This is a genomic window from Paraburkholderia lebeckiae (assembly GCF_014201005.1).
Taxonomy (GTDB): Bacteria; Pseudomonadota; Gammaproteobacteria; order Burkholderiales; family Burkholderiaceae; genus Paraburkholderia; species Paraburkholderia tuberum.
Window position 1 is genome coordinate 121,705 of record NZ_JACHDK010000010.1, and the last position, 24,210, is coordinate 145,914.

Here is a 24,210-nt window from a genome sequence, read left to right on the forward strand (position 1 = left end):
GTTAATCCTTAAGCATAAGTTCGTAGTTTCCGCCCATGACTTCATGGATCGGCGTGCCCGCCAATACGGCCTTCGCCATCAAGGCTTCGCGTGCCACGATCGATTCGGCAGTCTCGACCACCTTGGCGATGTTTGCCTGGCTGATGAAGATCACGGCGCTGCTATCGGCGATCACATAGTCGCCGGCTTGTACTACAGCCCCGAACACTTCAACCGGGACGTTCACACCTTTTTCGACGATACGACCACGAGCGGTGAGGGCGGTGAACTTATTCGTGAACACCGGCAGTCCCATCTCGCGGGATTCATCGATGTCGCGAACCGGACCATCGGCGATCACGCCAGCGATACCGCGAACCTTGGCGCCCAACGACAGGATGCCGCCCCACGAACCGGCTTCAATACCGGTACGTTGCTCGACAACGATCACATCGTCGGAGCCGCCGAGTTCGATCGCGGTGGTGCCCAGATGACGCGGTGGGCCCGGAGGCGGATCGCCAACACCGAGTTTCATCGTGATAACGCGACCGGCGATGCGCTTCGAGCCTGAGGCTTGGGCGACGCCGCTCACGACGCCGGACAAGCCGAGTTTGTCGAGTGCGTCCGAGACAGCGCAGCAGTCCAACCGACGAAGGCGGTGGACATATTCGTCTTTGGTTGCCATATATTGATATTCCTTATTCGGTCTGGGGCTTCCAGTACACAAAGCCCATCGCATTGCCAGTACCGGCTTCGCTGCGATAGCAGGGCACGTAATCGACCACCGTCATGTCGAAGCCAAGTTCATCCATCATGCCGGCGACGGGAATCCAGTTCTTGATCTCCGAGGTGCCAGCCTGGAAGATTTTCTCGCCCAACGCGAATACCGGGGTTAGGTCGTGCTTCTTCATCGCGTCGAGTATCAGATTGTCAACGCGCTCGTCGATGACAAAGTGGGTCAGCCCCCCGGAAGCGATGACAGCCACGCGCGCGTCCGAATCCCACGATTCGATTGCGCGAGCGATCGAAGCGCCGAATGCGTGGCAGCGTGCCACGGTCGGCTGATTCGGCGGATAGAACGTGTTGACGAACACCGGGACGGTCGGAACGACCTGATCTTTCATCAATTGGCGAAAGACGAAACCGTATGCATGCGGCGTTTCCGTTTCCGACAGGCGGCTGAGCGCGGCCACATCAAAGTTGTCGGCAATCGCGCTCTTGATGATGTGCTTTGCGAGTTCGGGAACACCTTCATGCGTGGCAGTTTCTGGCTTGTAACCCGGCATCGAATGACGCACGCCCGGAGGCATTTGCATCAATTTATCGTGGCTGATCATGTTGTTCACGATCGTAGGGCCGTGCATGACGCCAAACGCGGGGATGCAATCCGTCGTGAAGATTTCCATCTGATCGTTACCGACGATCACAACGACGTCAGGCTTCGCTTCTGCCAGCACCCGCGCCATTTCCTCGATCGCCGAACGGCACTGAGCATGCCGTTCCTTCCACTTTTCGGGCGTGATCTGTTCCGCGAGGTTTTCGCTACGCCGATATTCGACGAGCTCATCGAAGGCCCATTCCCGGCCTTCGAAGTCATGTTTGCTCAGTCGATCATCGGGGACGCGAGCGCCCCAGGTCTCAGGTGGCGTGATGAGCATGGGGCCATGCGACGTTCCCATTCCCAATACGATTTTTGCCATGATTTAGAGTCCTGTGGGCGCCGGGATCATTCGTAATCGGCGAGGTTGAGCTTGAAGAAGTCGCGAGCGTTGCCGAAGAAGATCGCGTCCTTCTCTGCCTGCGACAGCCAGTCGAAGCCTTCGATGTAGGGCTTGATGTCGTCGAACGTGCGGCCGGTGTCCGGATTGGTGGCAGAACCCACGCCCGGGCATTCCGCACCGAACATGCAGCGGTCAGCGCCAACCGTCTTGATCAGCAGACGCAGCGATTCTTCCGAGTAGAGCACAGTGTCGTAATACAGGTTACGCATGCCGTCGAGGAAATCGCGGCCGGCACGCGAAGCGCCCGACTGGAAGCGACCGATCTGGTAGGGGATCGAACCGCCGCCGTGCGACACCATGATCTTCAGATTCGGGAAGTCCTTGAAGACGTTCGAATTGACGAGGTTAAACACCGCGATCGTTTCTTCGTTAATGAAGTGAACGGTGTACGGTGTACGTGCGGAATGCGATCCAGTAGCGTGGATGTGCGCCGGTACCTCGAGTTCGCACAGCTTTTCGTACAGAGGGTACCAGTAACGGTCACCCAGGCCCGGTGCTTCAGTACCGCTGTTTTCGAACGGGTCCGGATTCAGCAGGACGCCCTTAAAGCCGAGTTCCTTGATGCAGCGTTCGAGTTCCGGCAGGACGACTTCGATCGGGTCGCCCGACACTTGCGGCAGGCCACCGATGCCGATGAAACGCTTCGGCAGCAACTTGACCGTGCGCGAGATGATGTTATTCGTTTCCTCCGTGAACCAGTGCACGAGTTTGCCCGGCTTCTGGTTGTGCATCATCTGAAACGGACGCGGCGACATCAGCTGGACGTTCGTGCCGACGCGGTCGAGCATGTCCAGGTGGCCAACCGGCGCCATTTCCTTCTTGTTGGCGTAGTGCAGGATTTCCTCGTCGGTCACCTCCGGCATCTTGCGACCGTGTTCGCCCCGATGCGACAGAATGTGTGCCTTGTAGACCCACAATTCTGCGGGTGCGCTTACGTGGCCGTGGCAATCAATAATCACTTACTTGTCTCCTGGATTAACGTGAGATGGGGTACGCGCTATAGGCGCAGAGGTGTTTCTCATAGATCGAGGACGAGACGATCGCCCTTGCAGCCAGAACAGCAGATAATCATCGTCTTGTTCGAAGCCTTTTCGGGCTCTGACAGAATGGCGTCGCGGTGGTCCGGCTGTCCTTCCAGCACGCGGACTTCACATGCACCGCATACGCCTTCTTCGCACGAGTATGAAATCGGCACACCGGCTTCGCGCACGACGCTGAGAATCGTCTTACCTTGTGGGACTGTCAGCGTCTTGCCGCTCTTACACAGCTCAACGACGAAGTTGCCGTCGAGTGCCGCTTCGTGTTTGGCACTGAAGTACTCGACGTGGACTTGTTCCGGGGGCAACGTGTTGCAGGCCTTTTCGAATGCTTCCAGCATCGGGCCGGGGCCGCAGCAGTAGAAGTGGGCCGACGCCGGCTCCTGCTTCACGACGTCCGCGATATTGAGGAATGCGCCGACTTCGGCATCGACGTGAACGACCGAACCTTCGAACGTCTTTAATTCTTCGGCGTAGGCGACGTCAACCCGGTCTCGGCACGAATAATAGATACGCGGCGACTTTCCGATTTCCTTCAGGCGACGCGACATACACAGAATAGGCGTGATCCCGATACCACCGGCAACCAGAACCGTGTGCTCAGCGTCTTCGTCGAGGGGGAAGTTGTTGCGCGGGGTTTCGACCTGCACGAGGTCGCCGACACGCATCGTTTCGTGGATGTAGCGGGAGCCACCGCGCGACTGCGGGTCGAGTTTGACGCCAATGACGTACGAACGCTGCATCAGGCTATTGCTGGACTCAAGGAGGGAGTACTGACGCGTCAATCCGTTCGGCAGGATGAGTGCGACGTGCGAACCCGCGTCGGCGGCGGGTAGACGCTCGCCTTCGGGATCTTCAAATGTCAGAGCTAGCGTGTTGCGTGCCAAATATTGACTCGCTGTTAGGCGCAGAGTCATCACATCATTAACTTCAGTCATGTCACCTCCAAAATCGTAGAACGCACGGAACCCCGTAAATGGCGCGCAAGAATTACACATCACGCGTCCTCAGGTACCGGCTTGTTGCATCGCAATCACCAATCATCGAAAGTTTCTTTCAACCCGTTTGACGTGTAATTCTTTTTTGCATATTATTTGGGCTAGACAGAAAAAAGTCAAAGGCTCTTCGGAGCAAAACAGGCGACATCACATGGGGTATTCCCTTACGGAGGAGAAATGATCGCAGTTCTGACCACCAACGGTGGGACCGTTACGCACGGTGATGGCGCGGCAACGACGCTGCTGGTTGCTACGATTCGCGGCATGCTCGTGTTCGAGCGTGCAGACACGAGTACCCCGTGGAAACTAACGCGCAAGACGCTGGAAGATCGCCACGTGAGCGCATTGCTCTATGTTCCGAATGCCGGCCTGCTGTTCGCGGGCGCACACGGCAAAGGCAGTCTCGTGGTCTCGAAGGATCTGGGCGTGACGTGGGAACCGGCCAGCAATGGCCTGCGTAGCACGCATATCTATACGATGGCGCAGCAGGAGCGCGACGGGAAGACCGTCCTGTTCCTGGGCACCGAGCCGTCCGCGCTCTATCGCAGCGACGATCTGGGTGCTTCGTGGGTCGAAATCCCCGAAATGATGACGGTGCCGGACCAGGACAAGTGGACGTTTCCGCCGCCCCCGCATATTGCACACGTCAAGAACATTTCGTTTCACCCGGCCGAACCGGAAACGCTCTATGTCTGTATTGAACAGGGCGCACTTCTCAAGACCACCGACGACGGCAATTCGTGGACCGAACCGCGTTCGTACGAGTCGGAAAACGACAAGTTCTACCACGACAACCACCGCGTGGTAATTCGCCCGTCGAATCCGAAGCAGATGTTCATGTGCGGCGGCGAAGGCCTGCACTACAGCGCAGACGCTGGCGAAACCTGGGTTCATCTGATGACGCGTCAAGACCTTATCGGTTATCCCGACGCCATGTTCATCGACCCACGCAACGAAAACGTTCTGTATCTCGGTGGGCCGGGCAACGCACCGCGTGATTGGGGCGTCCGTAAGTCGGCGAACGCAACTGTTCTCAAGAGCACCGATGGTGGCGTTACCTGGGGACACATGCGCAATGGTTTGCCCGAGGAAGTGATCGGCAACATCGAGGGCATGGGTCTGCACCATTGGGATGACAAGATCATGCTCATCGCCGGTACCGCAACGGGCGAAATCTATGCGACGGAAAACGATGGCGAAAGCTGGTACCTCGTTTCCGACGATGTCCCGCCGATCTCGAAGGGCGGTCACTATCGCTGGTTCCTCGACGCCAAGGAGCGTGTGAACGTCGAAGGTCGTTACGGTCGCAACGAACACTGACCGATTTGTAAACAGAACTATTTTGTGCGCCGGGCTCTGTTCCGCGGCAGCAAGTCCTACCAGGAGAATGTCTTGAGCCGTATTAACCTCCGCGAGGAAGCCCTTGATATCGCCCGTGGTTTGCATGATGCGATTCGTTCGCGCGTCAAACAGACCGAAAGCGATCGCGTAGTGCCCAAAGAAACGATCGATGCACTCCGCAATTCGGGTCTCTTCAACATCATTACGCCGAAATCGTTTGGCGGTTCCGAATTGGGCTTTACGACGCTGGTCGAAGTTACGGCAGAAATCGCATCGGCCTGTGGCTCGACGGGTTGGGTGTTCGGCGTTTTGGCCGGTCATAGCTGGATGTTGAATCTGTTTCCGTTGCAAGCACAGCAAGACGTGCTTGGCGAAGGCCATGCACTGACGGCGACCGTGTTCCGCTTGGGCGGCACGATTACCGAAGTCGACGGCGGTTACAAACTCGTGAATGGCGACGGTCGCTTCTGTTCGGGTATCGACCACGTGCAATGGGTCATCATCGGAAACGCCATGCAGCGTCCGGACGGCCCGCCTGAACCGCGCTTCTTCGTGATTCCGCGTTCGGATATCGAAATTGTCGATGATTGGCACACGGCTGGCCTGCGTGGCACCGGTAGCCGCACGATCAAGGTCGCGGAAGCGTTCATTCCGAAGCATCGTTCTGTGTCGGTCAAAGACATGATGACGGGCAACGTCGAAGGCGCTGACGCAATGCGTGCACCCATCTACCGGATGCCGTTCCAGAACGTAACGCCGTTCTCGCTCATCGGTGCACCGCTGGGCATCGCGCGCGCAGCACTCCGGTCGTTCGGCGAAGGTTTGGCGCCGCGTCTCCAGGCAATGCCGGCCGAACAGATGGCAGAACAGTCGGCGACGCTCGAGCGCCTGGCACATGCGACGGCGGACCTCGACGCGGCCTATGCATTGATTCTCGAAGACACGCGCCGCATCGATACGGCAGAAAGCGCGCAATCGCTGACGGCACTCGAATGGTCGCGTATTCCGCGCAATTGGGCGTATTCGGCTCAAACCGCGCGTCGCGCGGCCAACAGCGTGTTCGAAGCGGCTGGCGGCACCAGCATTTACAACGCTTCGGAACTCCAACGTATTTGGCGCGACGTCAATTCGGCAGCGCAGCATTTCGCTTTCACTTGGGATTCGGCGCTGACTGCTTTTGGTCGCCAGGCGCTCGGCCTCCCGCCTTCGCCGTTCGGTTTTGGTACCAAGAAATAAGGATTAGCTATGGACGTGAATGACATTCATTCGATCGAAGATTACTCGCCGCAAACGCTGCGCGAACTGATCGGGCGCGTGGAGAAGTCTAGTACGTTCGAACACATGGTTTACCGCGAATCCGAACTCGATGAAGTCTGGCGGGTGCTCGATAGCGATATCAGGGCCGCTGAACGGAAGGGCTCGAATGCGCCGGAACTGGCGAACCTTTTTGCTCTGCGCAAACTGATTGTCGAAGCGCACGATTTCATTGGCAACGACAGCAACACCGTAGACGCGCGTGATCGACTGCTGAAGGCCGTCGAACTCGTTTAAGGCTAGTGGGGAGAGCAGGCATCCCACGCATATTCACAGATAAAGAAATTTAGGAGCAAACCCCATGCTTTCCCGCGAAGATAACGACGTACTGACCCAGGTTGGTAAAGGCACGCCGAACGGCGACATGATCCGTCAATTCTGGATTCCGGCGATGCTGGCGTCGGAAATCAGCGAGCCGGGCGGTAAGCCCGTGCGATTGCGTCTGCTGGGCGAAGACCTCGTGGCATTCCGCGACAGCGACGGAAACGTCGGCCTGCTCGAAGAACAGTGCCCGCACCGTCGTGCGTCGCTCGCGCTGGGCGACAACTCGGAAGGCGGTCTGCGTTGCCTCTACCACGGCTGGAAGTTCGACGTCGATGGCCAGTGCATGGACACTCCGACCGAACCCGAAGATTCGAAGCTGTGCTCGCGTATCAAGGCAGTGGCGTATCCGATTCGTGAAGTCGCTGGCGTGATCTGGACGTACATGGGCGACCCGGCGAAAGTCCCGCAATTCCCGGACTTCGACTTTCTGTCGTACCCAGCGGAGAAAGTTGCCGCCTTCAAGGTTCTCGAAGACTGCAACTATGCTCAAGCCGTCGAAGGCACCATCGACTCCGCACACGCGGGCATCCTGCACCGCGAGCAACCGTGGGCAGCACCGGCCAAGTACGAACATGAACGCGATCTGCGTCCGAAGATCGAAGTCGAATACACCCTGTACGGCCTGCGCTACGCCGGCGTCCGCAACTTCCGTGAGGAAGGGAAGCTGCACGCCCGTGTCACGCAAGTGATCCTGCCGTTCTTCACACTGATCCCGCCCGATGGCTTCGGCGTCCGCAAAAACCGTCGCATGGCGAATGCATTCGTTCCGCGCGATGACGAATCGACGTGGCACATCCAGTGGTTCTTCGACGAAACGCAGCCTGTCGATATCGAATATCGTATTCAGGAAGGCGGTCACTGGCTCGATGAAAACTTCCGCAAGGAACTGAACATCGACAACTGGTACAAGCAGGACCGTGAAGCGATGAAGACGTCGTCGATGTCGGGCATCAAGGGCATCCTGACGCAGGACCACGCAGTCAGCGAAACGCAGGGACGCATCCTCGATCGCACAAAGGAACACCTTGGCACGTCGGACGTCGCGGTCGTTGCATGGCGCCGTCAGATGATCCGTTCGGCTCGTGCTTACGCAGAAAGCGGCGAACTGCCGAGCGTGCTGAGAAACACAATTCCGTGGAATCAGATTCACGCTTCGACGGTGATCTTCCCGAACGACCGTACGTGGAAGGAAGAAGTGCCCCTCAATCCGGACGTCGCGCTGAAGGCCTGAGGTTGACATGATCGTTGATAGTCACGCGCACGTTTCGCCTCATTGGTATGAGCCTGTCGAGACGTTGATCGACCAAATGACTGAGTATGGCGTTGATATGGCCATCCTCACTCAGATGATCGGACAGACGGATAACCGATACCAGCAGGACTGCGTCAAGCGATATCCGGGCCGTCTGTCGAGCGTGGCTTGGGTTGATGTCGACGCCCCGGACGTTGCAATGACAATCGAAAACCTGGCGCGCGAAGGCGTGTCCGGTATTCGGCTTCGCCCGTCATCGTGCCTTCCGGGCGGTCGGCTTCCGGAAGCGTGGCGTGCAGTTCAGGCAACTGGACTGCCCGTCAGTTGTGTGGGATCGGCGGAAGCATTCAACGCGCCGGCATTTATCGAGCTGGTCGCGAAGTTGGCAGGGACGACTGTCGTCCTCGAACACCTGGGCGGCACCAGCACGCCTGTCACGACGGATGAGCAGTTCGCTATTCGTCGCCAGGTGTTCAAACTCGCGGCCTACCCGAATGTCATGTTGAAAGTCCCGGGGCTCGGTGAATTGATGCCTCGCGACCCGAAAACATGTCATTTGGGCCGTCCCTTCGGGGACGCGACGTCACCGCTTGTCCACGAGGCGGTAACTGCATTCGGCACGAATCGCCTGATGTGGGGTTCCGATTTCCCCGTCGTGAGTTCTCGCGAAGGTTACGGCAATGCATTGAAACTCACCCGTATTGCACTCAACGGATTACCTGATGAGGATCTCAACGCGATCTTTGGCGCTAACGCACGTCGCATATTTTCGAAACTTTGAGATCGAAGACGAGTAGGAGACAAACACATGACGAAAAAGGTACTGGCCGCAGTCAAGACGGATGTCGAAACCACGGAAATCCGTGAGTTCGAATATCCGACTGTTAAGCCTGAAACCGGAATTCTGCGCATCGAAGCCAGCGGCGTCGGCGGCAGCGATCCCGAGCTGTACCGTAAGGCTGGTCACGTTCCGGTCATCATGGGCCACGAAAACGTCGGAACCATCGAAGAAGTCGGTGAGGTCGCGGCGAAGCGTTGGGGCGTCAAGTCCGGCGACCGGGTTGCTCTTCACGAATATCTTCCGTGCTGGAACTGCGAATGGTGCATGAAGGGCGATTTCCGTCTATGTATGGAAGTCGATTTCTTCAACGTTAAAGACCGACTGAATACCGATCGTTTTGGTATGTCCACCGCCAACAAGGCACCGCACCTATGGGGTGGCTATGCGCAGTATATGCATCTGCCGCTTAACACGGTGATGCACGTGATTCCGCAAGACATGCCGGCCACGCACGCAACGCTGGCGGTGCCGTTCGGTAACGGCGTGCAGTGGGCATGTCTCGACGGCGGCGCAGGTCCCGGTAAGGTCGTACTCGTGTGGGGACCGGGCCAGCAGGGCTTGGGCTGCGTACTGGCGGCAAAGGCCGCAGGCTCATATACGGTGATTTCCGCGGGCATGACACGCGATCAAAGCCGTCTCGATCTGTCGCTGCGCCTGGGCGCCGACTACGCAATCAACATCGAAACGCAAGACCTCGAAGCCGAAGTGATGCGTATCACGAAGGGACGGGGCGTGGACGTCGTGGTTGATACGACCGGCGACCCCAAGGGCGAGATCGTCAAGCAGTCGATCGCACTGGCGGCAAAGGGCGCCTATTTGAGCCTGAACGGCTTGGAGCAGCACGTACCCATCGGCGAGATCAAGAAGCGCTATTTGACGGTTCGTGCACCGCGGGGCCGTAGCTACGCAGCTGTCGAACTGGCACTGCGCTATGTAGGCTCGGGCCGCTATCCGATCGACGAAGTGTGCTCGCACACATTCGGCCTGTCGCAGGTCCACGACGCGATTTTGGCTACCGCAGGCCGGGGGATTCAAGGTGCGATCCACGTGTGCGTGGACCCTTGGAAATAACGCCGCATATCGCTGGCTAAACTGAATTCTATAAAGGTAACCTCATGATCGACAGCCACGCACACCTGATTTCGACCGACCGCGAGAAGTATCCTCCGTCGCCGCTGAGCGGTGTTCTCGAAGAAAACGCGTTCGACAACCCCGTGACCGCCGAGCGCTTGATCGAGCTGCTCGACGCATTGGGTATCGATAAGGCGCTTGCGGTGCAACGTGCGCACCTGTACGGCTTCCATAACGACTACGTGGTGGATTCGGCACAGAAATACCCGAATCGTCTGCGTTCGCTGTGCATGCTCGACGCACTGGCGCCGAACGTCGAGGAAACGGTGAAATACTGGGTCGGCGAGCGCGGGTCGGTCGGCATTCGTCTGACGGAGCCGAAGAAAGGTGCAGACAGCAGCTGGTTCGCGTCAACGGAAGCGCGTCGTGCCTGGACTGCAGTGACCGATCTCGGCGGCTCGGTGCGCCTGCACTTTTATCGCTGGAATCGTCTGGTTGCACTCGAAGCACTCCAGGACGTCGTGAAGGAGTTCCCGAATACGCCGGTCATTCTTGATCACTTCTCGAATATCGTCGTCGAAGGGCCGGAGCCCGACTACGGTGTGGACGAAGCACTGCTCAAGTTCGTGGACAGCCCGAACGTCTTCCTGCTGTACTCCATGATCAACCTCGGCAAGTTGAAGGCGCTCGACCTGCCGTCCGCGCCGGTTGTTGAGCGGGTGGTGCGTTCGTTCGGTGCCGATCGTGTGATGTGGGGCTCAGACATCGCTCAGTCGAAGGGCGAGTACAAGGACATGATTCAGATGGCCAAGGACTCAGTGGCCACGCTGTCGGCTGAAGATCAGCAGAAGGTCCTGCATACGACGGCTGAACGCGTCTACTTTAGCTAATCAAGTTGTAAGCATGCACGGCGTTCCAGCAGTTAAACGCCGTTTTTTTGCATTTCAGGGTTATCCCGGTTCATGTCGCGGGGAGCAACGGGATATGATGTAAAGAATACGCAATTGAATACTATATAGGATGCTGATCCGGTTAAGTCTAGTAGGTCAGATGCGCAAACTGGTGATCGATTGTGCCGCGCCTTGTTCTCGATTTATCCGTTCTCAATTCCTTTCTCAGGAGACTGAAAAATGAAATTCCTCCGGAATTGCTGGTATATGGTTGGATGGTCGAGCGAATTCTCGGCTACTGATATTGTCCCGTTCACGGTGATGAACGAGACACTGGCGCTCTATCGCAAGGAAGACGGCACGCTGGTAGCACTCGAAGATCTGTGCCCGCACCGCCTGGTTCCGCTGTCGGTCGGCCGTAAGGAAGGTGACGAACTGCGCTGCATGTACCACGGCCTGAAATTCGCCGCGGATGGACGCTGCACGGAAATCCCGGGCACCGATCGCATCTCGTCGAAGGTCTGCGTTCGTAGCTACCCGATCGAAGAAAAGCATGGTGCCGCATGGGTGTGGATGGGTGACGCTGCAAAGGCCGATCCCGCACTGATTCCACCGATCGAAGGTCCGGACAGCGCTACCTTCGCGATGAAATGCTCGAAGAAGGTATGGAAGGGCAATGCGGAAATTGTCGCTGATAACTTGCTCGACCTTTCGCACGCACCTTATGTTCACGAAGCGACGTTCGGCGCCAACAACAAGGTGTCGCTCAAGATTCAGAAGGATGGCGAAGCGAAACGCGGTATCGATACGATCGAGCGTGGCGTCATTGCTGACCGCTGGCACTTGGGCCGCCAATCGAATCCTTACTTCGGTGAAGTTCCCTCCGACGACAACGTGGTCAGCACGTTCCTGGTACCGGGGGTCTTCATCCTCAAGATCCATTCCTACGCGCCGGGCGTTCAAGATCGTCTCGTCGATGGCAAGCCCGCGGAAGAGCCGATTTTCCGCCGTTGCACATGCCAGATGATCACGCCGATCAACGATACGGAATCGATGTTCTTCTACAACTTCGGTCCGGATCACGACCACGCCGATTTGGCGGATCACGCTTTCGCGATCGCCGAAGCAGCATTCGCTGAAGACAAGGCAATCATCGAGACGCAGCAGGCAACGATCTCGAAAGTGCCGGATCGCAGGATGATCATGTTGGTGATGGATCAGCCGGTGCTGCGTTACAACGAAATCTACAACGGTCTTCGCTCGGCGGAAGAGGCCGAACGAGCCGCTGCTGCGTCCGCAGCCTAGGTACATCGCACGGCGCTGGTATGTTTCCTCAGATACACGGAATGACGAAAATGGAATTGAACTGGACCGAACCCCAATGGGATGGGCAAGCCGATATGGTTGTTGTCGGCTACGGCGGGGCAGGCGCGGTGTTTGCATTCGAAGCCGCTGAACAAGGCGCCGACGTGCTCATTCTCGAAAAGGGTGTGCAGGGCGGCGGCAACTCGGTCTGTGTCGCGGGTGGTCTGATCATGACCTCCGTGGATGAACAAGAGTCGTTCAAATATCTGAATTGGCTATGTGGAGGCCAAACAGATGAAAGCATTCTTCGCCATTTCGTTTCGAGTCTCAAGAACATACCGGCGTGGCAGCACAAACTCGAATTGCCGCTCAAGGACAACCCGCAGCCGTTCTCGGCACCGGGATTTTTTCCCGAATTCCCGGGCGCTCCGGGCGGGGAAAGCATCAAGGGTATGAGTGTCGTGGCCGCACCGGGCGGTGCGGGCCTCTGGAATGCGATCTCCGCACAAGCGGAGAAGGCGGGGGCGCGCGTCCAGTGTAATACACGCGTCACCAAATTGGTTCAGCAGCCGGTGACGAAACGGATTCTCGGCGTTGAAGCCGAACATGATGGCAAGACGATTGCGGTTCGCGCTCGCAAGGCAGTAGTGTTGGCCAGCGGCGGCTTCGAGGCCAACGATGCCATGTGCAAACAGTTCCTGACTGCTTGCCCTATCTACTTCCTTGGTAGCCCGAATCTGACCGGCGACGGCATTCGCATGGCGCAGGAAGTTGGTGCGCAACTCTGGCACATGAATGCCGTAGCGGGCCCGCTAAACATGGGCATCAAGACGAAGGAAGGCTACGTCTACGTGACGTACGATCTGAACAAGATCGCGGGCTTCGGCTACAAAAGTGGTGCCTTCAAGGACGGCGGCAGTCTGTTGTGGGTGAACCGACAGGCGAAGCGCTTCCATAACGAAACGGTGGATACGTCGGTTGTTCAACACGGATTGGCAAACCGCGATACATGGTTGGCAACGACGCCGGGCACCCCGGAATTCACGAACGTGCCGGCATTCCACATCTTCGATGAGAAGGTCCGTGCAGGTGGTGCAGCAATGACGACGCTGAATTCGCGTGTGCCGCCGTGGTCGCAAGACAACCTCAAGGAACTCGAAGAAGGCCTGATCGTCAAGGCCGATACCCTCGAAGAACTGGCGTTGAAGTGCCAGTGGCCAGAAATCCAGGGCGTGTGCAAGGCCGGCCACCTCGATCCGGCCGCACTTCGCGAGACGGTCGAGCGTTACAACGATCAGTGCCGGAACAACTTCGATCAAGACTGCGGTCGCGAAACGTTCCTCGTGCCGCTCAACGACGAAGGCCCGTACTACGCGATCGGGCCGATGCTGCCGACCTATTTGAACACGCATGGAGGTCCGAAGCACGACGCAGGTCAGCGTGTTCTCGATCACCTGGACAAGCCGATTGACGGTCTTTATGCAATCGGGGAGTGCGGGTCGCTATGGGGTCCGTATTACAACTCGATGGGTGACATCGCCGAATTCATCGTATCCGGCGTGACTGCGGCAAAGACCGCGCTCGCCGACAGTGAGGTGCGGGAAAGTCGCTAAATAGTTATACGGATAATTTCAAGGAGACACGGTCGTGAGCGAGACCGCAGAACTGCAAGTGAAGTCGGCACCCGTCGACAACGTGGAAAACATAAAAACGTCCAAAGGTGCATGGTGGATGCTTCTCGTTTTGACGGCCACGTACGTCATCTCGTTTATCGATCGCGGCGCGCTGGCTCTCGTCGTCGGGCCGATTAAGGAAGACCTCGGAATTTCGGATCTTCAGGTCAGTTTGTTGCTTGGCCTTTCATTCATGCTGCTGTATAGCGTGCTCAGTATTCCGATGGGCATACTGGTCGACAAGTACCAGCGTAAGACGCTTCTCGGCGCCGCGATCATGGCATGGTCGGTCGTTCAGATGGCGTGTGGTCTGAGCACGACCTATCTCCAGTTGTTCTCGACGCGTGTTGGTCTAGGTGTCGGTGAATCGGCGTTGGCTCCCGGATCGCAGTCGATGATTCGTGACGCATTTCCGCCGCATCGTCGCAGTATTGCTTTCGGTATCTACAATATCGGGCCGATGTTGGGTACGGGTTTGTCCTTGGCTCTCGGTGCCGTCCTGTTGAAGGCAGCATCGGCAGGCGCATTCGATAACCTGCCCTTCGTCGGTGGCATGAAGCCGTGGCACTTTGTGCTGCTGGTTCCGGGCATCATTGGGATTCCGTTCGCGATACTGCTTTGGCTGCTGCGTGAGCCGGTGCGTCGCTTCCAGACCGATACTTCCGAGGTGACGTACAAGCAGACCATGTGCTTCGTATGGAAGAATCGTGGCGTGTACCTTCAACTCTGGACTGCGATTTGTCTATACGGTATTGCCATTGGTTCGCAGATGGCATGGCTTCCGGAAATCATCGCTCGCACGCTACATGTTGCGCGTCCGGAAATCGGTAAGGCGATCGGCGGCGTTGCACTGCTCGCTTCCCCACTCGGTCTGTTGATCTGCGGCAGTATTGCAGACTGGCTGCGCAAGCGCGGTATGGTCGATGCGCCTGTTCGGGTGGCGGCGGTCACAACGACAATCGCGGCAATCGCTACGGCATGCTTCCCGCTTGTCCATACGATGAGCGCGGGCATGATCCTTTACTTCATCCAAATGTTCATGTTTGCGATGTTCGCGGTGGCAGGCGGTGCAACGAATGCCAACTTCACGCCGGGTAACATGATGGGCAAAATCACCGCCCTCTATTACTTGATCACGAATCTCGTGGGTTTGGCACTCGGCCCTACCGTGGTGGCGCTCGTCGCAAAATTCTTCGACGGTCCGAATGCACTTGGCGCCGCGTTCGTCATCTGCTACGTGGTCTCTGTCGCATTGGCAGTGGTTCTGCTGATCCGCGTCTGCAGTGCATTGCGTCGGCCGGTTGTGCGATAACTGGTAGTTGTCGCGGCGCGTCATTTTTGACGTGCCTTTCTATGAATTCTTAAGAGGCTCAAATCAAGTGAAGATTACCCGCGTTGAGTGTATTCCGATTTCGATGCCACTGAAGAAGCCGATTAAGCTTCCAAACGTCACAATCACTCGCCTGAATACGCTTCTCCTGGCTATTACTGCTGACAACGGTCTCGTCGGCTATGCGGAATCGGGCGATACGTCATCGTGGTATCGCGGTGAAAGTCAGGCATCCATGACGGCAATGATTTCCGATGTTTTCGCGCCGCGAATCCTGCTTGGCGAAGATCCGAGCAATATCGAGAAGATCGTCGGCATGATGGATCAACTCGCCCGCGACAACAATCAGGCGAAGGCGTTGGTCGACTGTGCGCTGCATGAGCTGAAGGGCAAATCCTTGGGCGTGCCAGTCTACAGTCTGTTGGGTGGCCGCACTCGCGAGAAGATTCCGCTCGGTTGGGTCTTGTCGGCGGGTGAGCCGGAAAAGGTCGCAGAGCTGGCGATTCAAGTTCGCGATAGTGGCTTCTCGGCGTTCAAGCTCAAAGTCGGCCGTCATACGTTCGACAACGACGTGGCTACGGTCCGCGAGGTGCGAGCGGCGCTCGGGCCGGATGCCAAGATCACCTTGGACGCAAATGGCTCATGGAACTACGAGCAGGCGTTGACGACGATGAAACGCCTCGATCAATACAACCTCTCGTTCATGGAACAGCCACTGGCGCATCAATACCGCGACAGCCTGGCCAAACTGCGTGAGCGTATTAACACGCCGATATACGCAGACGAGGGAGCCCAAGAGTTGGGCGATCTGCGTGAAATCGCAGAGCGTCGTTCGGCCGATGGTGTCGTTCTCAAGATTCAGAAGGTAGGCGGGCTGGTCAAGGCACAGCGATTCCTGGCCGCATGTCGCATGTACGACATTCCCGTGTTTTGCAGCACTCTGATCGGATCGGGCGTCGAATCCGGGCCGAGCACGCATCTCATGGTCGCAAATGACTGGGCATGCCAGTTCATGAGCGAAAGTATGGGTCCGCTCGCGATTCACGCGGCATGGAACAGTGACGATATCCCGGTCGATCAAGACTTGGCGATCGGTGGCCAGCGCTTTAGTGGCGGCTTTGCCTATCCGAGTGAAGGTGCCGGATTCGGATTCGAATTGAATCGGGAGTTACTGGCCAGGATTCATACGCCGGGACAACAGCATCGGGTTGTCGAGGCGTAATTGCTGGGCAAAAGGCGGCGGACTCGATTTCGCCGCGTTGCATAAACATAAAATGATAGAGGAGATATTCGATGCAGGGGCTTAATTCGCCACCGTGGAAATATGCGGTACTCTGGCTCCGGGTCTATTTCGGTGCCGATCTTTTGTGGTCTGGTTTCCGCTATATCTCCACAGGCTGGGTTCCGTTCATTCCCGGCCTCGCAGGTCAATACGTGCAGGCACTCGATGCCATTCACATGTTCTCTGCCGTCAAGGCATTGGAAATGCTGGCTGGTATCCTGCTGCTGACGAACCGATACGTGTTGCTCGGTGCGATTCTCGAGTTCCCGACATCGATCTCGATCTTCTGGATCAATACTTTCATCGTGGGAACTCCGCGTCAATTGTTCTCTGGCCCGAATCAGCTGCTGATGAATGGCCTCATTCTGCTGGCGTATGGCGGATACATGGCGAGTGTGTTTAAGCCCAACAAACCCCTCGCGCTATGGGAAGGCTTCAAGGTCGATGTCTGGAAAGAGCACGCGAGGTTGAGTAAAGGTGCTAAATCGGCATCGACAGTTGAAGTATCGGGCGATGTCGCGTAAGGAGAGCGTGCATGAAAAGCAATCGGAATCTTTATATCGGCCTTGCCTGCTGCGTGATCATGACGTGCTGGGTATTTTTCGGTTCCACAGGACTGGGCTATACCGAATATCGGGCATTGCGTGCACGCGATATGTTCGGCCTGGCCATTCCGTGGATCTGCGTCATCATTGTTCTGATTCGCGATCGTCGCAAAGGCATCATCTAACGGGATCTCAGGCGGTGGTCTAGACCACCGCCTTTGTGATATACCTGCCTCAGGCATATTTTGTCGTAGTGTCGCATTAAATTCTCGGAAATATCCCTATGCAAAGCGCTAACTCTTCCCCCTGGAAGTACGTCATTACGTGGCTTCGCCTCTATTTTGGCGCACACCTTTTCTTCTCCGGCATTCGATTCGTGATCGACGGTTATGTACCGATGGTTCCGGGTCTCGCTGGTGAATATCTGGCCGGTGCCGACGCAATCGGTATGTATCACTGGATCAAATATATGGAAGCGATCTATGGTTTTCTGCTTCTGACGAACCGTTTTGTCTTGCTGACGCTGATTCTCGAGATGCCGACCACCGTCACGATTTTTTGGCTGAACACGTTCATTTCGGCAACGCCGCGTCAATTGTTTTCAGGCCCGCAAGAACTACTGATGAACGGTTTGCTGCTGCTCGCGTATAGCGGCTACATGGCGGCATGCTTCCGTCCGAGCCTGAATCCGATGTGGCTGTGGGAGGGTTGGAAGGGTTTCAGCCTGAAGGGTAAAGGTGGTCTGATGAACACCAACCCGAGCCTGGTCGGCGTGTCCGTCGAAGAAAAAGAGTCAGCTTAAGGAGCCTTCGCATGAAAAAGAATACCTGGATCGCAATTGCCATCTGTATCGCGCTGACGTTGCTGGCCATCGACGGCTCGACGGGTTGGGGTTGGGCGGACTACCGTCCCCTACGCAACTTCGACTACTTCGGTCTCGGCATTTCTTGGCTGCTTTTCATCTTCGTGCTCATCCGCGACAAGATCAGAGGCGAAGCCTAAGCCACTATCTGGCTGAAATAAAAAAAGTCCGGAGACAAACACTCCGGGCTTTTTTTATTTCGTCGATCCTGAACAATCCGGTGCGCCTTATATGACGTGACTTTGGGGCCGAAATGGTGTTGTTGGAATTGCAGAGGCCTGGCATATTGATGCGTGAATCCTGCAAAACATGACGAGGTGCAGATGGGTCAGAAGACGCCTGTGACGGAACAAGATTCTTCCGGCAAACGCCGCGAGAACAGATCAACCTGAAGCATCCACTGGTGCGCCGGACTGATCTGATCAACTGGGAGCGGCTGGACGCATCGATGACCGAGAGCTTCGTCTCGCACAAGGGGCGACCGACAACGTTGTCGCGCCTGATTGCCGGGCTGCTGTATCTGCAGCACGCGTTCGACCTGTCCGACGAAGAGCTGGTCTGGCAATGGGTGGAGAACCCGTATTGGCAGGTGTTCACGGGGCGAAACCCATTTGCAAACCGAACCGCCGATCAAGCCGTCGAGCCTGACGCGCTGGAGGAAGCGCCTGAGCGAAGCTGGCGTTGAAGAGTTGCTGGCTGAGACGATCGAAGTGGCAAAGCGTGCCGGCGTGATCGGCTGTTTATTCGCGCCGATCGAGGCCATCTGAACGACTGAGTCACGTTAGGGGTTAAGCCTCACGGCACCAACCGGTGTCCAGTTGCGCGTATGACGCGACCAGCGGGCCGGATTGCATGCGCGTGCCCTCACGTACAGTGCGTGACGTGCCGCGAGAAGCGCACGATCGTCGCCGGCATGACGCTGTGCAGGCGTCACGTAGCGGATGCCGCTATGACGATGCTCGAAGTTGTACCACTGCACGAAACCGGCAGCCCAGGCGCGGGCAGCGTTCAGATCGTCGAACCCTGTGACCGGAAACTCCGGCCGGTACTTCACGGTTCGGAACAGCGCCTCGGCGTAGGCGTTATCGTCGCTGACCCGGGGGCGTGATTACGACGGCTTGACACCCAACCAGTGCAGCATCGCCAGTACGCTGGTGGCCTTGAGCGTCGCTGTCGTGCACCTCCCAGCCGACAATCTTGCGGCTGTACAGGTCCAGGATCAGGTACAGGTAAAACCATCGACCCGGGACGACGCAGCGCGATCGAACCAGCCGTTGGCCACATGAAGAAAGACGGAAGACTGGATCGGAACTGGCTCAATGGCGCGCTGGGCGATGCGATCCACGCGGTGCTGTGCGGCGCAGGTCACAACCTGCGGATGATCCTCAGGAACGCGCCAACTTGCTCTCGCTGTATCGCCCCCAGATTCCAATTTTTCCAGGCGACAACCATTGTGACGCGGGGAGCGTACGACGGTCATACGCTGGCTGAAGCGCTGGAACACGCAGCAATCCTGTGCGACGCCACGCCGGAAGTCGCCATCGTCGACCGTGGATACAAGGGTGTCGCCGGGCGAGCGCGGCGCCACTGGCGATAGGCCCGGCAGCCAAGGAAAGCCAACGTTGTACAGTGGCCGCCCCGATCGGATCTTCGGGTAGCCACGTAGCATCACCATACCGTTTTGCCAAATTCAGACAAAAACAGGCGAACCCGGTGACCGTGGCGAGAAAGAGCGGAAGAATAGACAAGAATAGGTGCGTGACATGATCTAGTCGATTAATTGTAGAGAAGAAAAAAAACCTATCGTGATAGGTTTTTTTGAGACTTCAGACAGTTACGCCATTAAAAATGCGTCGCCAAGCCCAAGCCGATTGCCGTTACGTTGGTGTTCAGGCCAGCCGGCGCACCGAGGCCACCGGGGGGATAGATCGCTTGGTTGGCGATGCCGCGGTTCCACAGTTTCTTGAAGAAGCCGTAGAGCATTGTCGATTTCGAAAGCGAATACGTGTAGCCGATAGCCGCCGAGCGGATGATCCAGTTACCGTAGTAGTTGTTCGTGACTAACTGCTTGCCGTCAGGACCGATATTCAGGTCGCTCAGGCCACCATACGAGACGCGGATCGTGCCAGCGGGGCCGGTCGGCACCGTGAAACCGAATTGCCAACCCTTGTCCACCCGGCCCGGATCGTTCGTACGGATCTGACCCGTAGCGTACAGTTCCATAAAGTTCAGGTTGTAGCGGATGCCGAGCACGTTTTCGTACGTGTTGCGAGCAACGGCAGCAGACGGTTGCAGGCTGTGGCCGAAACCGTATTCCGTCAGCAGCGGTCCGTTCTGATAACGGACGGTGACCAACTGGAAATGCTGCGCAGTTTGCAGGCCTTGGTTGTCACCCCAGGAGTAGGTGGCGCTGCCGCTCAGTCCGTGGAATTCGGGCGACGAGTACTGAATCGTGTTGTCAGAGCGTGCCGGGTCTTGCAGCATGTTGTACAGCCACGGGCGGGGGTTTTCACCGCCCACCGACCCCAGCGGCGATCCCGGTGCGAGCAGCATCGGATCGAACGTGCCGCCCCAGTCGTAACCCATCGTTTGCAAGCGGCCAGCGATCAGCTGACCGTATTGCTTGCTGTCGAGGCCGACATAGGCGCGGCGGCCGAATAGTCGGCCGCTCTGGCCGGACGTGCCGTTGTTGATGTTGAAGCCGCTTTCGAGGGTGAAGATTGCGGACAGACCGCCGCCTAAGTCTTCAGTGCCATGCAAGCCCCAGCGCGAACCACCGGCGCCGCCGCTGTTCAGGCTGATGGCGTGTTGGCCGGTCGAGTTACCGAAGTAGCCGACAAACACGTCGGCAACGCCATACATGGTCACGCTGTTCTGCGCGTGAGCCGCAGGCGCGAAAGCTGCGGCAAGAGCGCAGCTGATAAGCAGTTTACGCAATTCAACGTCTCCTACGTATTGTAATTTGATTTGCAAAGTGCGGCCTCCACTGCAACGGCGGAGCAGTCCGCGCACGACATTAGGCATTCACAATAATATTCGTTTATGCCTACCAAATCAAAGGAATTTCAAATTCGTCGTGCTCAAGGGTATTCCCCTGGATGCTCTATCGGGACGCTTAATACATGTAGTGCGTGTAGGAGGACGAAGTAAATGCAAGAAAGGTGGGGAGCGAACGCAACCCGCGTTCACTGCCAGTGCCACCGCAGAGTTGGCCAGCCCCGCCGCCCCCCAAACGTCGACTTCAGGCTCACGTCAAATCAGGGGGAATTCGGCATCGAGAGCCAGAGGGGGAGCCCCGGTCGCACAAGATGAGCCGGTATGAATTCGAGTGGGGGTTTTCCCGGCGTTTACATGATCCGTTAGCGCGCTATACCATTCAATAGGCTAAATTGAATGCAAAACACGCGCTACCGTTTCCAGTTTTTATAAATGCTCCGAAGGAGGCAGGATGTTGGTTAACCAAGAGGATCTCTCCTCGAATAGCACTGCCACGTGTGTGAACGCGTGGCTCGACAGTTTGCAGGGACGGATGGTCACCGCGCTTCTTGGCGTCTTGTTCATCCTCCAGATCGCTCACCAACTCCACTCTGACCCGCGTTGGCACTGGCACGCCGGCACCGGTAAGCTCCCGCATGAAATCGTTACGGAGTTCATGGACGAGGCTTACACAAAGGGTAAGGGCGTCGAGGCATACAAGACGTACTTTGCAGAGAAGGCCGTGGATAACGCGCCGAACACGATCGATCACCAAGACGGCGAACCGATCCCGCATACGGTGAAGAAACTGATCGTCGAAGGTAACGACGTCGCGGTCTTCCACAAGATCGAAGCCGCGCGCGGTCAACCTGCGCAAGACGTCGTCGATGTCTACGAAATCAGCGGGTCTGGTTGGATCATTCGCCACGATCGCGTTGCACAGACGAGCGTCGCTGCCCCCCGCGACGGCGGAAGCAACGGCCAAGGCTCCGGGCTAACCAATAAAGAGTGATTAGATTATGTATATCGATCAGAAAACGATGCCGCAACTCGTTGGCAAAGTCATTCTCCTGTTCTGCCGCCTGTATCTCGGTGGCTGGATGTGCGTCAGCGGCACAAGCTATTGGCTCGTGGCCACGGGCCACGCACCGATCTTCCCGCAACCGTTCGGCACGTTGCACGCATCGAACGAACTGCTGGTCACGATGGTTCACACGCACTTCTTCCATATTGTGAAGATTTGCGAAATTGTGGGCGGGGTCTGCCTGATTACCGGCTGCTTTGTGCCCGTGGGCCTGCTGATGCTGCTGCCCGTGTCGTTCGTGGTCTGGTACAACGCGATCGTGTTGAACCATCGCTTCGACAAGATGTTCACGCCTTACATGGGCGTCGGCTGTCTGTACATGAATCTTATCCTGATGATGTGGTACATCAAGTACTACTTTCCGATGATGACGTTCAAACCGACTCTTGGCCGCATCGCCGACTGGAGGAAGTTGCCGAACATTTTCAAGCAGGACGTCGCGTAAGTCCGGAAATCGGATGTACGAGTGCGCAACGGATGTGCGCGAGTGAGGGTTGCTACGTTGCATAAGTGACGTAGTTTTTTTTATCTGCATCAAGGGAAAGCGCCATGAAGATGGCACATGAATCACCGTGGAAGTACCTGGTCATGTGGGCCAGGTTGTTTTTCGCATTCCACTATCTTGAGTCAGGGCTTTACTACGCAATTTTTCGATACGTGCCGGATTTCAGCCACGCGGGCAAAGTGGGTACATATATCGGTGCGATGGCAGATGTCGGCTTCTATCAAATGGTCAAGTATCTTGAGACCATACTCGGTACGTTGCTGCTACTCGATATCGCGGTGCCGCTGGCGCTGATCGTCATGGCTGGTATCAGTGTAACGATCGTCTTTCTGAATCTTTTCGTCTCGCCTGATCCGCGTGAATTGTTCACCGGTCTTCAAGAGTTGCTCTTGAACGGCGCACTCTTGCTGGCATACGGCGGATACTACGCAAACTTTTGCCGTGTCAAAGGGAAGCCTTTTTGGTTTTGGGATGGGATGAAACGCCAAGGCCTTGAGCCGAGGGGTGAGTCATGAAGAAGGATTTCATGGTGGTTTTTGCGGTTGTAGTGGCGGTCACGCTGATAGTAATTTTCACTTCGACGATTTTCTTTTCGCGTCATCTGCGACTTTATGACTATGGTCCGCCCTTGGGCGCCGGGATCATTACTTTGGCAATGATGATCCGGTCCGCGTTGTCAGAACGATGAACGGATAGATGCGCCGTCCACAGCCCCGTCTACACCCTCACTTCACCGTCTTGAAGGATGCTTGAAACATGATAAAGCGATTTGCACGTTTCATATCGGGATGGTCCCCAAACCAAATTTGCCATGACGTTACCGGAGCAATGTTCGCAACGCTTTTGTTTGCGCAGCCGATATGGGCATATGCTCAACCCGTCCAAACGCTCACGATCATGGAATATCGGGCGCACTTGAACTCGAACCAACCGACAGTGCGCGGCATGATCAAGTTCGCGGAACTCGTGAACGAAGAATCCAACGGACGCCTGGCAGTGACAGTGAGTGGGGCGACAGTTCCGGGATCGCCCGAAGATCAGATCAAGACGTTGCAAGAGGGCGGTCCTGGTGCCCCCGATATGATGCTGCTGGTTACGCCGGCACTGCGTCATGTCGAACCCGAATTCGAGATCATGGACCTTCCGTTCGTGGTCCACAGCGATCGCCAAGCGCATGAACTGCTGGACGGTCCCTTTGGGCAGAAATTGATGTCAGGTCTCCAAGGCCATGGACTGATGGGTCTCGCATGGTGGGAAAATGGATTTCGACAGATCACGACGTCGGGGCGGTCGTTCGAACACGCTAATGATCTGACGGACCGTCCGGTTCGTGTGATTCCGGAACCGGCATTCGTCGAGACGTTTAAGGCCTTGGGTGCCCAGGTCGTCGGTCTTCCGTATCCCGAGCTATATGAGGCTCTCAAGTCAGGACGAGTGGCGGCTCAAGACAACTTCTACTCGCAAATCTTGGTCGGCCACCTGTATGATGTTCAATCGGCCGTGACGGTCACGAATCATTCCTATAGCGCGATTGCCGTCGTTGCCAACTCCGCAGTATGGGGGAGGTTGTCGGTTGGGGACCGAAATGTTTTACAACACGCGGCGGTAGAAGCAGGGCGCTATGAACGCGATCTGATTCGAGAACAGGCGAGGACGGACAGGGCCGCAATTGCACGTCACGGGATGATTGTTTATAGCCTCTCGCCAAGAGAGATCGCAAAGATGGAAGCGATGACAGAGCCCGTCCGGCAGCAATTCTTCCGCAACTACGACCCCGAGATTCTCGATATCTACCGGCGTCAGATAGCAAAGCACTAGAT

Annotated in this window: 25 protein-coding genes and 4 pseudogenes; 22 read left to right on the forward strand and 7 right to left on the reverse strand. The window is 56.8% G+C overall.

From position 1 onward, the window contains the following. Position 1 precedes the first annotated feature (1 nt). The 4 genes from HDG39_RS20610 to HDG39_RS20625 are packed head-to-tail and all read right to left on the reverse strand — an operon-like array spanning position 2 to position 3,735. A complete protein-coding gene (locus HDG39_RS20610) occupies positions 2 to 664 on the reverse strand; it encodes an RraA family protein (RefSeq protein ID WP_184008135.1) in 663 nt (220 codons plus the stop codon). A gap of 13 nt (positions 665 to 677) precedes the next feature. Next, a complete protein-coding gene (locus HDG39_RS20615; RefSeq protein ID WP_184008137.1) occupies positions 678 to 1,679 on the reverse strand; it encodes a DODA-type extradiol aromatic ring-opening family dioxygenase in 1,002 nt (333 codons plus the stop codon). A 26-nt stretch (positions 1,680 to 1,705) separates the two neighbouring features. Then, complete coding sequence (locus tag HDG39_RS20620; RefSeq protein ID WP_184008139.1) at positions 1,706 to 2,719, reverse strand: amidohydrolase family protein; 1,014 nt, start codon at positions 2,717 to 2,719, stop codon at positions 1,706 to 1,708. 59 nt (positions 2,720 to 2,778) lie between these two features. Then, a complete protein-coding gene (locus tag HDG39_RS20625; RefSeq protein ID WP_184008141.1) occupies positions 2,779 to 3,735 on the reverse strand; it encodes a PDR/VanB family oxidoreductase in 957 nt (318 codons plus the stop codon). A 237-nt stretch (positions 3,736 to 3,972) separates the two neighbouring features. On the opposite strand from HDG39_RS20625, the gene HDG39_RS20630 reads away from it, so the two are divergent. From HDG39_RS20630 to HDG39_RS20705, 16 genes and pseudogenes are all read left to right on the forward strand, one after another. Beyond that, on the forward strand, positions 3,973 to 5,115 hold the full coding sequence (locus HDG39_RS20630) for a WD40/YVTN/BNR-like repeat-containing protein (RefSeq protein WP_184008143.1): 1,143 nt from the start codon (positions 3,973 to 3,975) through the stop codon (positions 5,113 to 5,115). 24 nt (positions 5,116 to 5,139) lie between these two features. Continuing rightward, on the forward strand, positions 5,140 to 6,372 hold the full coding sequence (locus HDG39_RS20635; protein WP_311666941.1) for an acyl-CoA dehydrogenase family protein: 1,233 nt from the start codon (positions 5,140 to 5,142) through the stop codon (positions 6,370 to 6,372). A gap of 9 nt (positions 6,373 to 6,381) precedes the next feature. Then, positions 6,382 to 6,687 (forward strand): hypothetical protein, encoded by a 306-nt coding sequence (locus HDG39_RS20640; RefSeq protein ID WP_184008145.1) that lies wholly within the window; start codon positions 6,382 to 6,384, stop codon positions 6,685 to 6,687. Positions 6,688 to 6,751: 64 nt separating this feature from the next. Next, positions 6,752 to 8,005 carry a Rieske 2Fe-2S domain-containing protein gene (locus HDG39_RS20645; protein ID WP_184008147.1) on the forward strand — a complete coding sequence of 418 codons (1,254 nt, stop codon included), beginning with the start codon at positions 6,752 to 6,754 and terminating at the stop codon, positions 8,003 to 8,005. 7 nt (positions 8,006 to 8,012) lie between these two features. Continuing rightward, a complete protein-coding gene (locus HDG39_RS20650; protein ID WP_184008149.1) occupies positions 8,013 to 8,807 on the forward strand; it encodes an amidohydrolase family protein in 795 nt (264 codons plus the stop codon). A gap of 27 nt (positions 8,808 to 8,834) precedes the next feature. Further along, positions 8,835 to 9,938 carry a zinc-dependent alcohol dehydrogenase gene (locus HDG39_RS20655; RefSeq protein WP_184008151.1) on the forward strand — a complete coding sequence of 368 codons (1,104 nt, stop codon included), beginning with the start codon at positions 8,835 to 8,837 and terminating at the stop codon, positions 9,936 to 9,938. Between the two features lie 44 nt (positions 9,939 to 9,982). Beyond that, entirely contained in the window at positions 9,983 to 10,828 is an 846-nt protein-coding gene (locus HDG39_RS20660) for an amidohydrolase family protein (protein ID WP_184008152.1), read from the forward strand. 240 nt (positions 10,829 to 11,068) lie between these two features. Beyond that, positions 11,069 to 12,133, forward strand: coding sequence for a Rieske 2Fe-2S domain-containing protein (locus tag HDG39_RS20665; protein WP_260328111.1), 1,065 nt, complete (start codon positions 11,069 to 11,071; stop codon positions 12,131 to 12,133). Between the two features lie 50 nt (positions 12,134 to 12,183). Beyond that, positions 12,184 to 13,746 (forward strand): FAD-dependent oxidoreductase, encoded by a 1,563-nt coding sequence (locus HDG39_RS20670; protein ID WP_184008154.1) that lies wholly within the window; start codon positions 12,184 to 12,186, stop codon positions 13,744 to 13,746. A gap of 34 nt (positions 13,747 to 13,780) precedes the next feature. Next, positions 13,781 to 15,118, forward strand: coding sequence for an MFS transporter (locus tag HDG39_RS20675; protein ID WP_184008156.1), 1,338 nt, complete (start codon positions 13,781 to 13,783; stop codon positions 15,116 to 15,118). Positions 15,119 to 15,185: 67 nt separating this feature from the next. Beyond that, the gene (locus HDG39_RS20680) at positions 15,186 to 16,358 is read left to right on the forward strand and encodes a mandelate racemase/muconate lactonizing enzyme family protein (protein ID WP_311666936.1); all 1,173 of its coding nucleotides are present in this window, start codon (positions 15,186 to 15,188) and stop codon (positions 16,356 to 16,358) included. A gap of 71 nt (positions 16,359 to 16,429) precedes the next feature. Next, a complete protein-coding gene (locus tag HDG39_RS20685; protein ID WP_184008158.1) occupies positions 16,430 to 16,942 on the forward strand; it encodes a hypothetical protein in 513 nt (170 codons plus the stop codon). 11 nt (positions 16,943 to 16,953) lie between these two features. Then, entirely contained in the window at positions 16,954 to 17,148 is a 195-nt protein-coding gene (locus HDG39_RS20690) for a hypothetical protein (RefSeq protein ID WP_184008160.1), read from the forward strand. A 98-nt stretch (positions 17,149 to 17,246) separates the two neighbouring features. Further along, complete coding sequence (locus HDG39_RS20695) at positions 17,247 to 17,765, forward strand: hypothetical protein (RefSeq protein WP_260328112.1); 519 nt, start codon at positions 17,247 to 17,249, stop codon at positions 17,763 to 17,765. An 11-nt stretch (positions 17,766 to 17,776) separates the two neighbouring features. Next, positions 17,777 to 17,965: a hypothetical protein gene (locus HDG39_RS20700; RefSeq protein WP_018424911.1), complete on the forward strand. Its 189-nt coding sequence runs from the start codon at positions 17,777 to 17,779 to the stop codon at positions 17,963 to 17,965. 183 nt (positions 17,966 to 18,148) lie between these two features. Beyond that, positions 18,149 to 18,559: pseudogene (locus HDG39_RS20705) on the forward strand (transposase); the annotation flags it as partial. Positions 18,560 to 18,606: 47 nt separating this feature from the next. On the opposite strand, the pseudogene HDG39_RS20710 reads toward HDG39_RS20705, so the two are convergent. After that, positions 18,607 to 19,075, reverse strand: a pseudogene (locus tag HDG39_RS20710) (transposase); the annotation flags it as partial. Between HDG39_RS20710 and HDG39_RS20715 the strand changes: the two are divergent. Continuing rightward, positions 19,075 to 19,212, forward strand: a pseudogene (locus HDG39_RS20715) (IS5/IS1182 family transposase); the annotation flags it as partial. The pseudogenes HDG39_RS20710 and HDG39_RS20715 overlap by 1 nt on opposite strands. Positions 19,213 to 19,393: 181 nt before the next feature. Here HDG39_RS20715 and HDG39_RS20720 read toward each other — a convergent pair. Then, positions 19,394 to 19,513, reverse strand: a pseudogene (locus HDG39_RS20720) (glutathione S-transferase); the annotation flags it as partial. 154 nt (positions 19,514 to 19,667) lie between these two features. Continuing rightward, entirely contained in the window at positions 19,668 to 20,762 is a 1,095-nt protein-coding gene (locus tag HDG39_RS20725; RefSeq protein WP_221305805.1) for a porin, read from the reverse strand. A gap of 511 nt (positions 20,763 to 21,273) precedes the next feature. Here HDG39_RS20725 and HDG39_RS20730 point away from each other — a divergent pair. The 5 genes from HDG39_RS20730 to dctP all read left to right on the forward strand — a co-directional run bounded on the left by HDG39_RS20730 (position 21,274) and on the right by dctP (position 24,208). Continuing rightward, the gene (locus tag HDG39_RS20730; RefSeq protein WP_260328113.1) at positions 21,274 to 21,813 is read left to right on the forward strand and encodes a hypothetical protein; all 540 of its coding nucleotides are present in this window, start codon (positions 21,274 to 21,276) and stop codon (positions 21,811 to 21,813) included. A 28-nt stretch (positions 21,814 to 21,841) separates the two neighbouring features. Continuing rightward, positions 21,842 to 22,330, forward strand: a complete 489-nt coding sequence (locus HDG39_RS20735; protein WP_260328114.1) for a DoxX family membrane protein — start codon at positions 21,842 to 21,844, stop codon at positions 22,328 to 22,330. Between the two features lie 104 nt (positions 22,331 to 22,434). After that, positions 22,435 to 22,905 carry a hypothetical protein gene (locus HDG39_RS20740; RefSeq protein WP_184008164.1) on the forward strand — a complete coding sequence of 157 codons (471 nt, stop codon included), beginning with the start codon at positions 22,435 to 22,437 and terminating at the stop codon, positions 22,903 to 22,905. Then, positions 22,902 to 23,078, forward strand: a complete 177-nt coding sequence (locus HDG39_RS20745) for a hypothetical protein (protein ID WP_184008166.1) — start codon at positions 22,902 to 22,904, stop codon at positions 23,076 to 23,078. Before HDG39_RS20740 ends, HDG39_RS20745 begins: the two co-directional genes overlap by 4 nt. 140 nt (positions 23,079 to 23,218) lie before the next feature. Then, positions 23,219 to 24,208 carry a TRAP transporter substrate-binding protein DctP gene (gene dctP / locus HDG39_RS20750; protein WP_184008168.1) on the forward strand — a complete coding sequence of 330 codons (990 nt, stop codon included), beginning with the start codon at positions 23,219 to 23,221 and terminating at the stop codon, positions 24,206 to 24,208. Positions 24,209 to 24,210: the final 2 nt, after the last annotated feature.

Coding starts and splice junctions, on each gene's coding strand:
- HDG39_RS20690 (WP_184008160.1), top strand. CDS start 16,954: ATGAAAAGCAATCGGAATCTTTATATCGGCCTTGCCTGCTGCGTGATC.
- HDG39_RS20730 (WP_260328113.1), top strand. CDS start 21,274: ATGTTGGTTAACCAAGAGGATCTCTCCTCGAATAGCACTGCCACGTGT.
- HDG39_RS20740 (WP_184008164.1), top strand. CDS start 22,435: ATGAAGATGGCACATGAATCACCGTGGAAGTACCTGGTCATGTGGGCC.
- HDG39_RS20695 (WP_260328112.1), top strand. CDS start 17,247: ATGCAAAGCGCTAACTCTTCCCCCTGGAAGTACGTCATTACGTGGCTT.
- HDG39_RS20685 (WP_184008158.1), top strand. CDS start 16,430: ATGCAGGGGCTTAATTCGCCACCGTGGAAATATGCGGTACTCTGGCTC.
- dctP (WP_184008168.1), top strand. CDS start 23,219: ATGTTCGCAACGCTTTTGTTTGCGCAGCCGATATGGGCATATGCTCAA.
- HDG39_RS20665 (WP_260328111.1), top strand. CDS start 11,069: ATGAAATTCCTCCGGAATTGCTGGTATATGGTTGGATGGTCGAGCGAA.
- HDG39_RS20745 (WP_184008166.1), top strand. CDS start 22,902: ATGAAGAAGGATTTCATGGTGGTTTTTGCGGTTGTAGTGGCGGTCACG.
- HDG39_RS20640 (WP_184008145.1), top strand. CDS start 6,382: ATGGACGTGAATGACATTCATTCGATCGAAGATTACTCGCCGCAAACG.
- HDG39_RS20650 (WP_184008149.1), top strand. CDS start 8,013: ATGATCGTTGATAGTCACGCGCACGTTTCGCCTCATTGGTATGAGCCT.
- HDG39_RS20630 (WP_184008143.1), top strand. CDS start 3,973: ATGATCGCAGTTCTGACCACCAACGGTGGGACCGTTACGCACGGTGAT.
- HDG39_RS20645 (WP_184008147.1), top strand. CDS start 6,752: ATGCTTTCCCGCGAAGATAACGACGTACTGACCCAGGTTGGTAAAGGC.
- HDG39_RS20670 (WP_184008154.1), top strand. CDS start 12,184: ATGGAATTGAACTGGACCGAACCCCAATGGGATGGGCAAGCCGATATG.
- HDG39_RS20660 (WP_184008152.1), top strand. CDS start 9,983: ATGATCGACAGCCACGCACACCTGATTTCGACCGACCGCGAGAAGTAT.
- HDG39_RS20610 (WP_184008135.1), bottom strand. CDS start 664: ATGGCAACCAAAGACGAATATGTCCACCGCCTTCGTCGGTTGGACTGC.
- HDG39_RS20655 (WP_184008151.1), top strand. CDS start 8,835: ATGACGAAAAAGGTACTGGCCGCAGTCAAGACGGATGTCGAAACCACG.
- HDG39_RS20700 (WP_018424911.1), top strand. CDS start 17,777: ATGAAAAAGAATACCTGGATCGCAATTGCCATCTGTATCGCGCTGACG.
- HDG39_RS20735 (WP_260328114.1), top strand. CDS start 21,842: ATGCCGCAACTCGTTGGCAAAGTCATTCTCCTGTTCTGCCGCCTGTAT.
- HDG39_RS20625 (WP_184008141.1), bottom strand. CDS start 3,735: ATGACTGAAGTTAATGATGTGATGACTCTGCGCCTAACAGCGAGTCAA.
- HDG39_RS20615 (WP_184008137.1), bottom strand. CDS start 1,679: ATGGCAAAAATCGTATTGGGAATGGGAACGTCGCATGGCCCCATGCTC.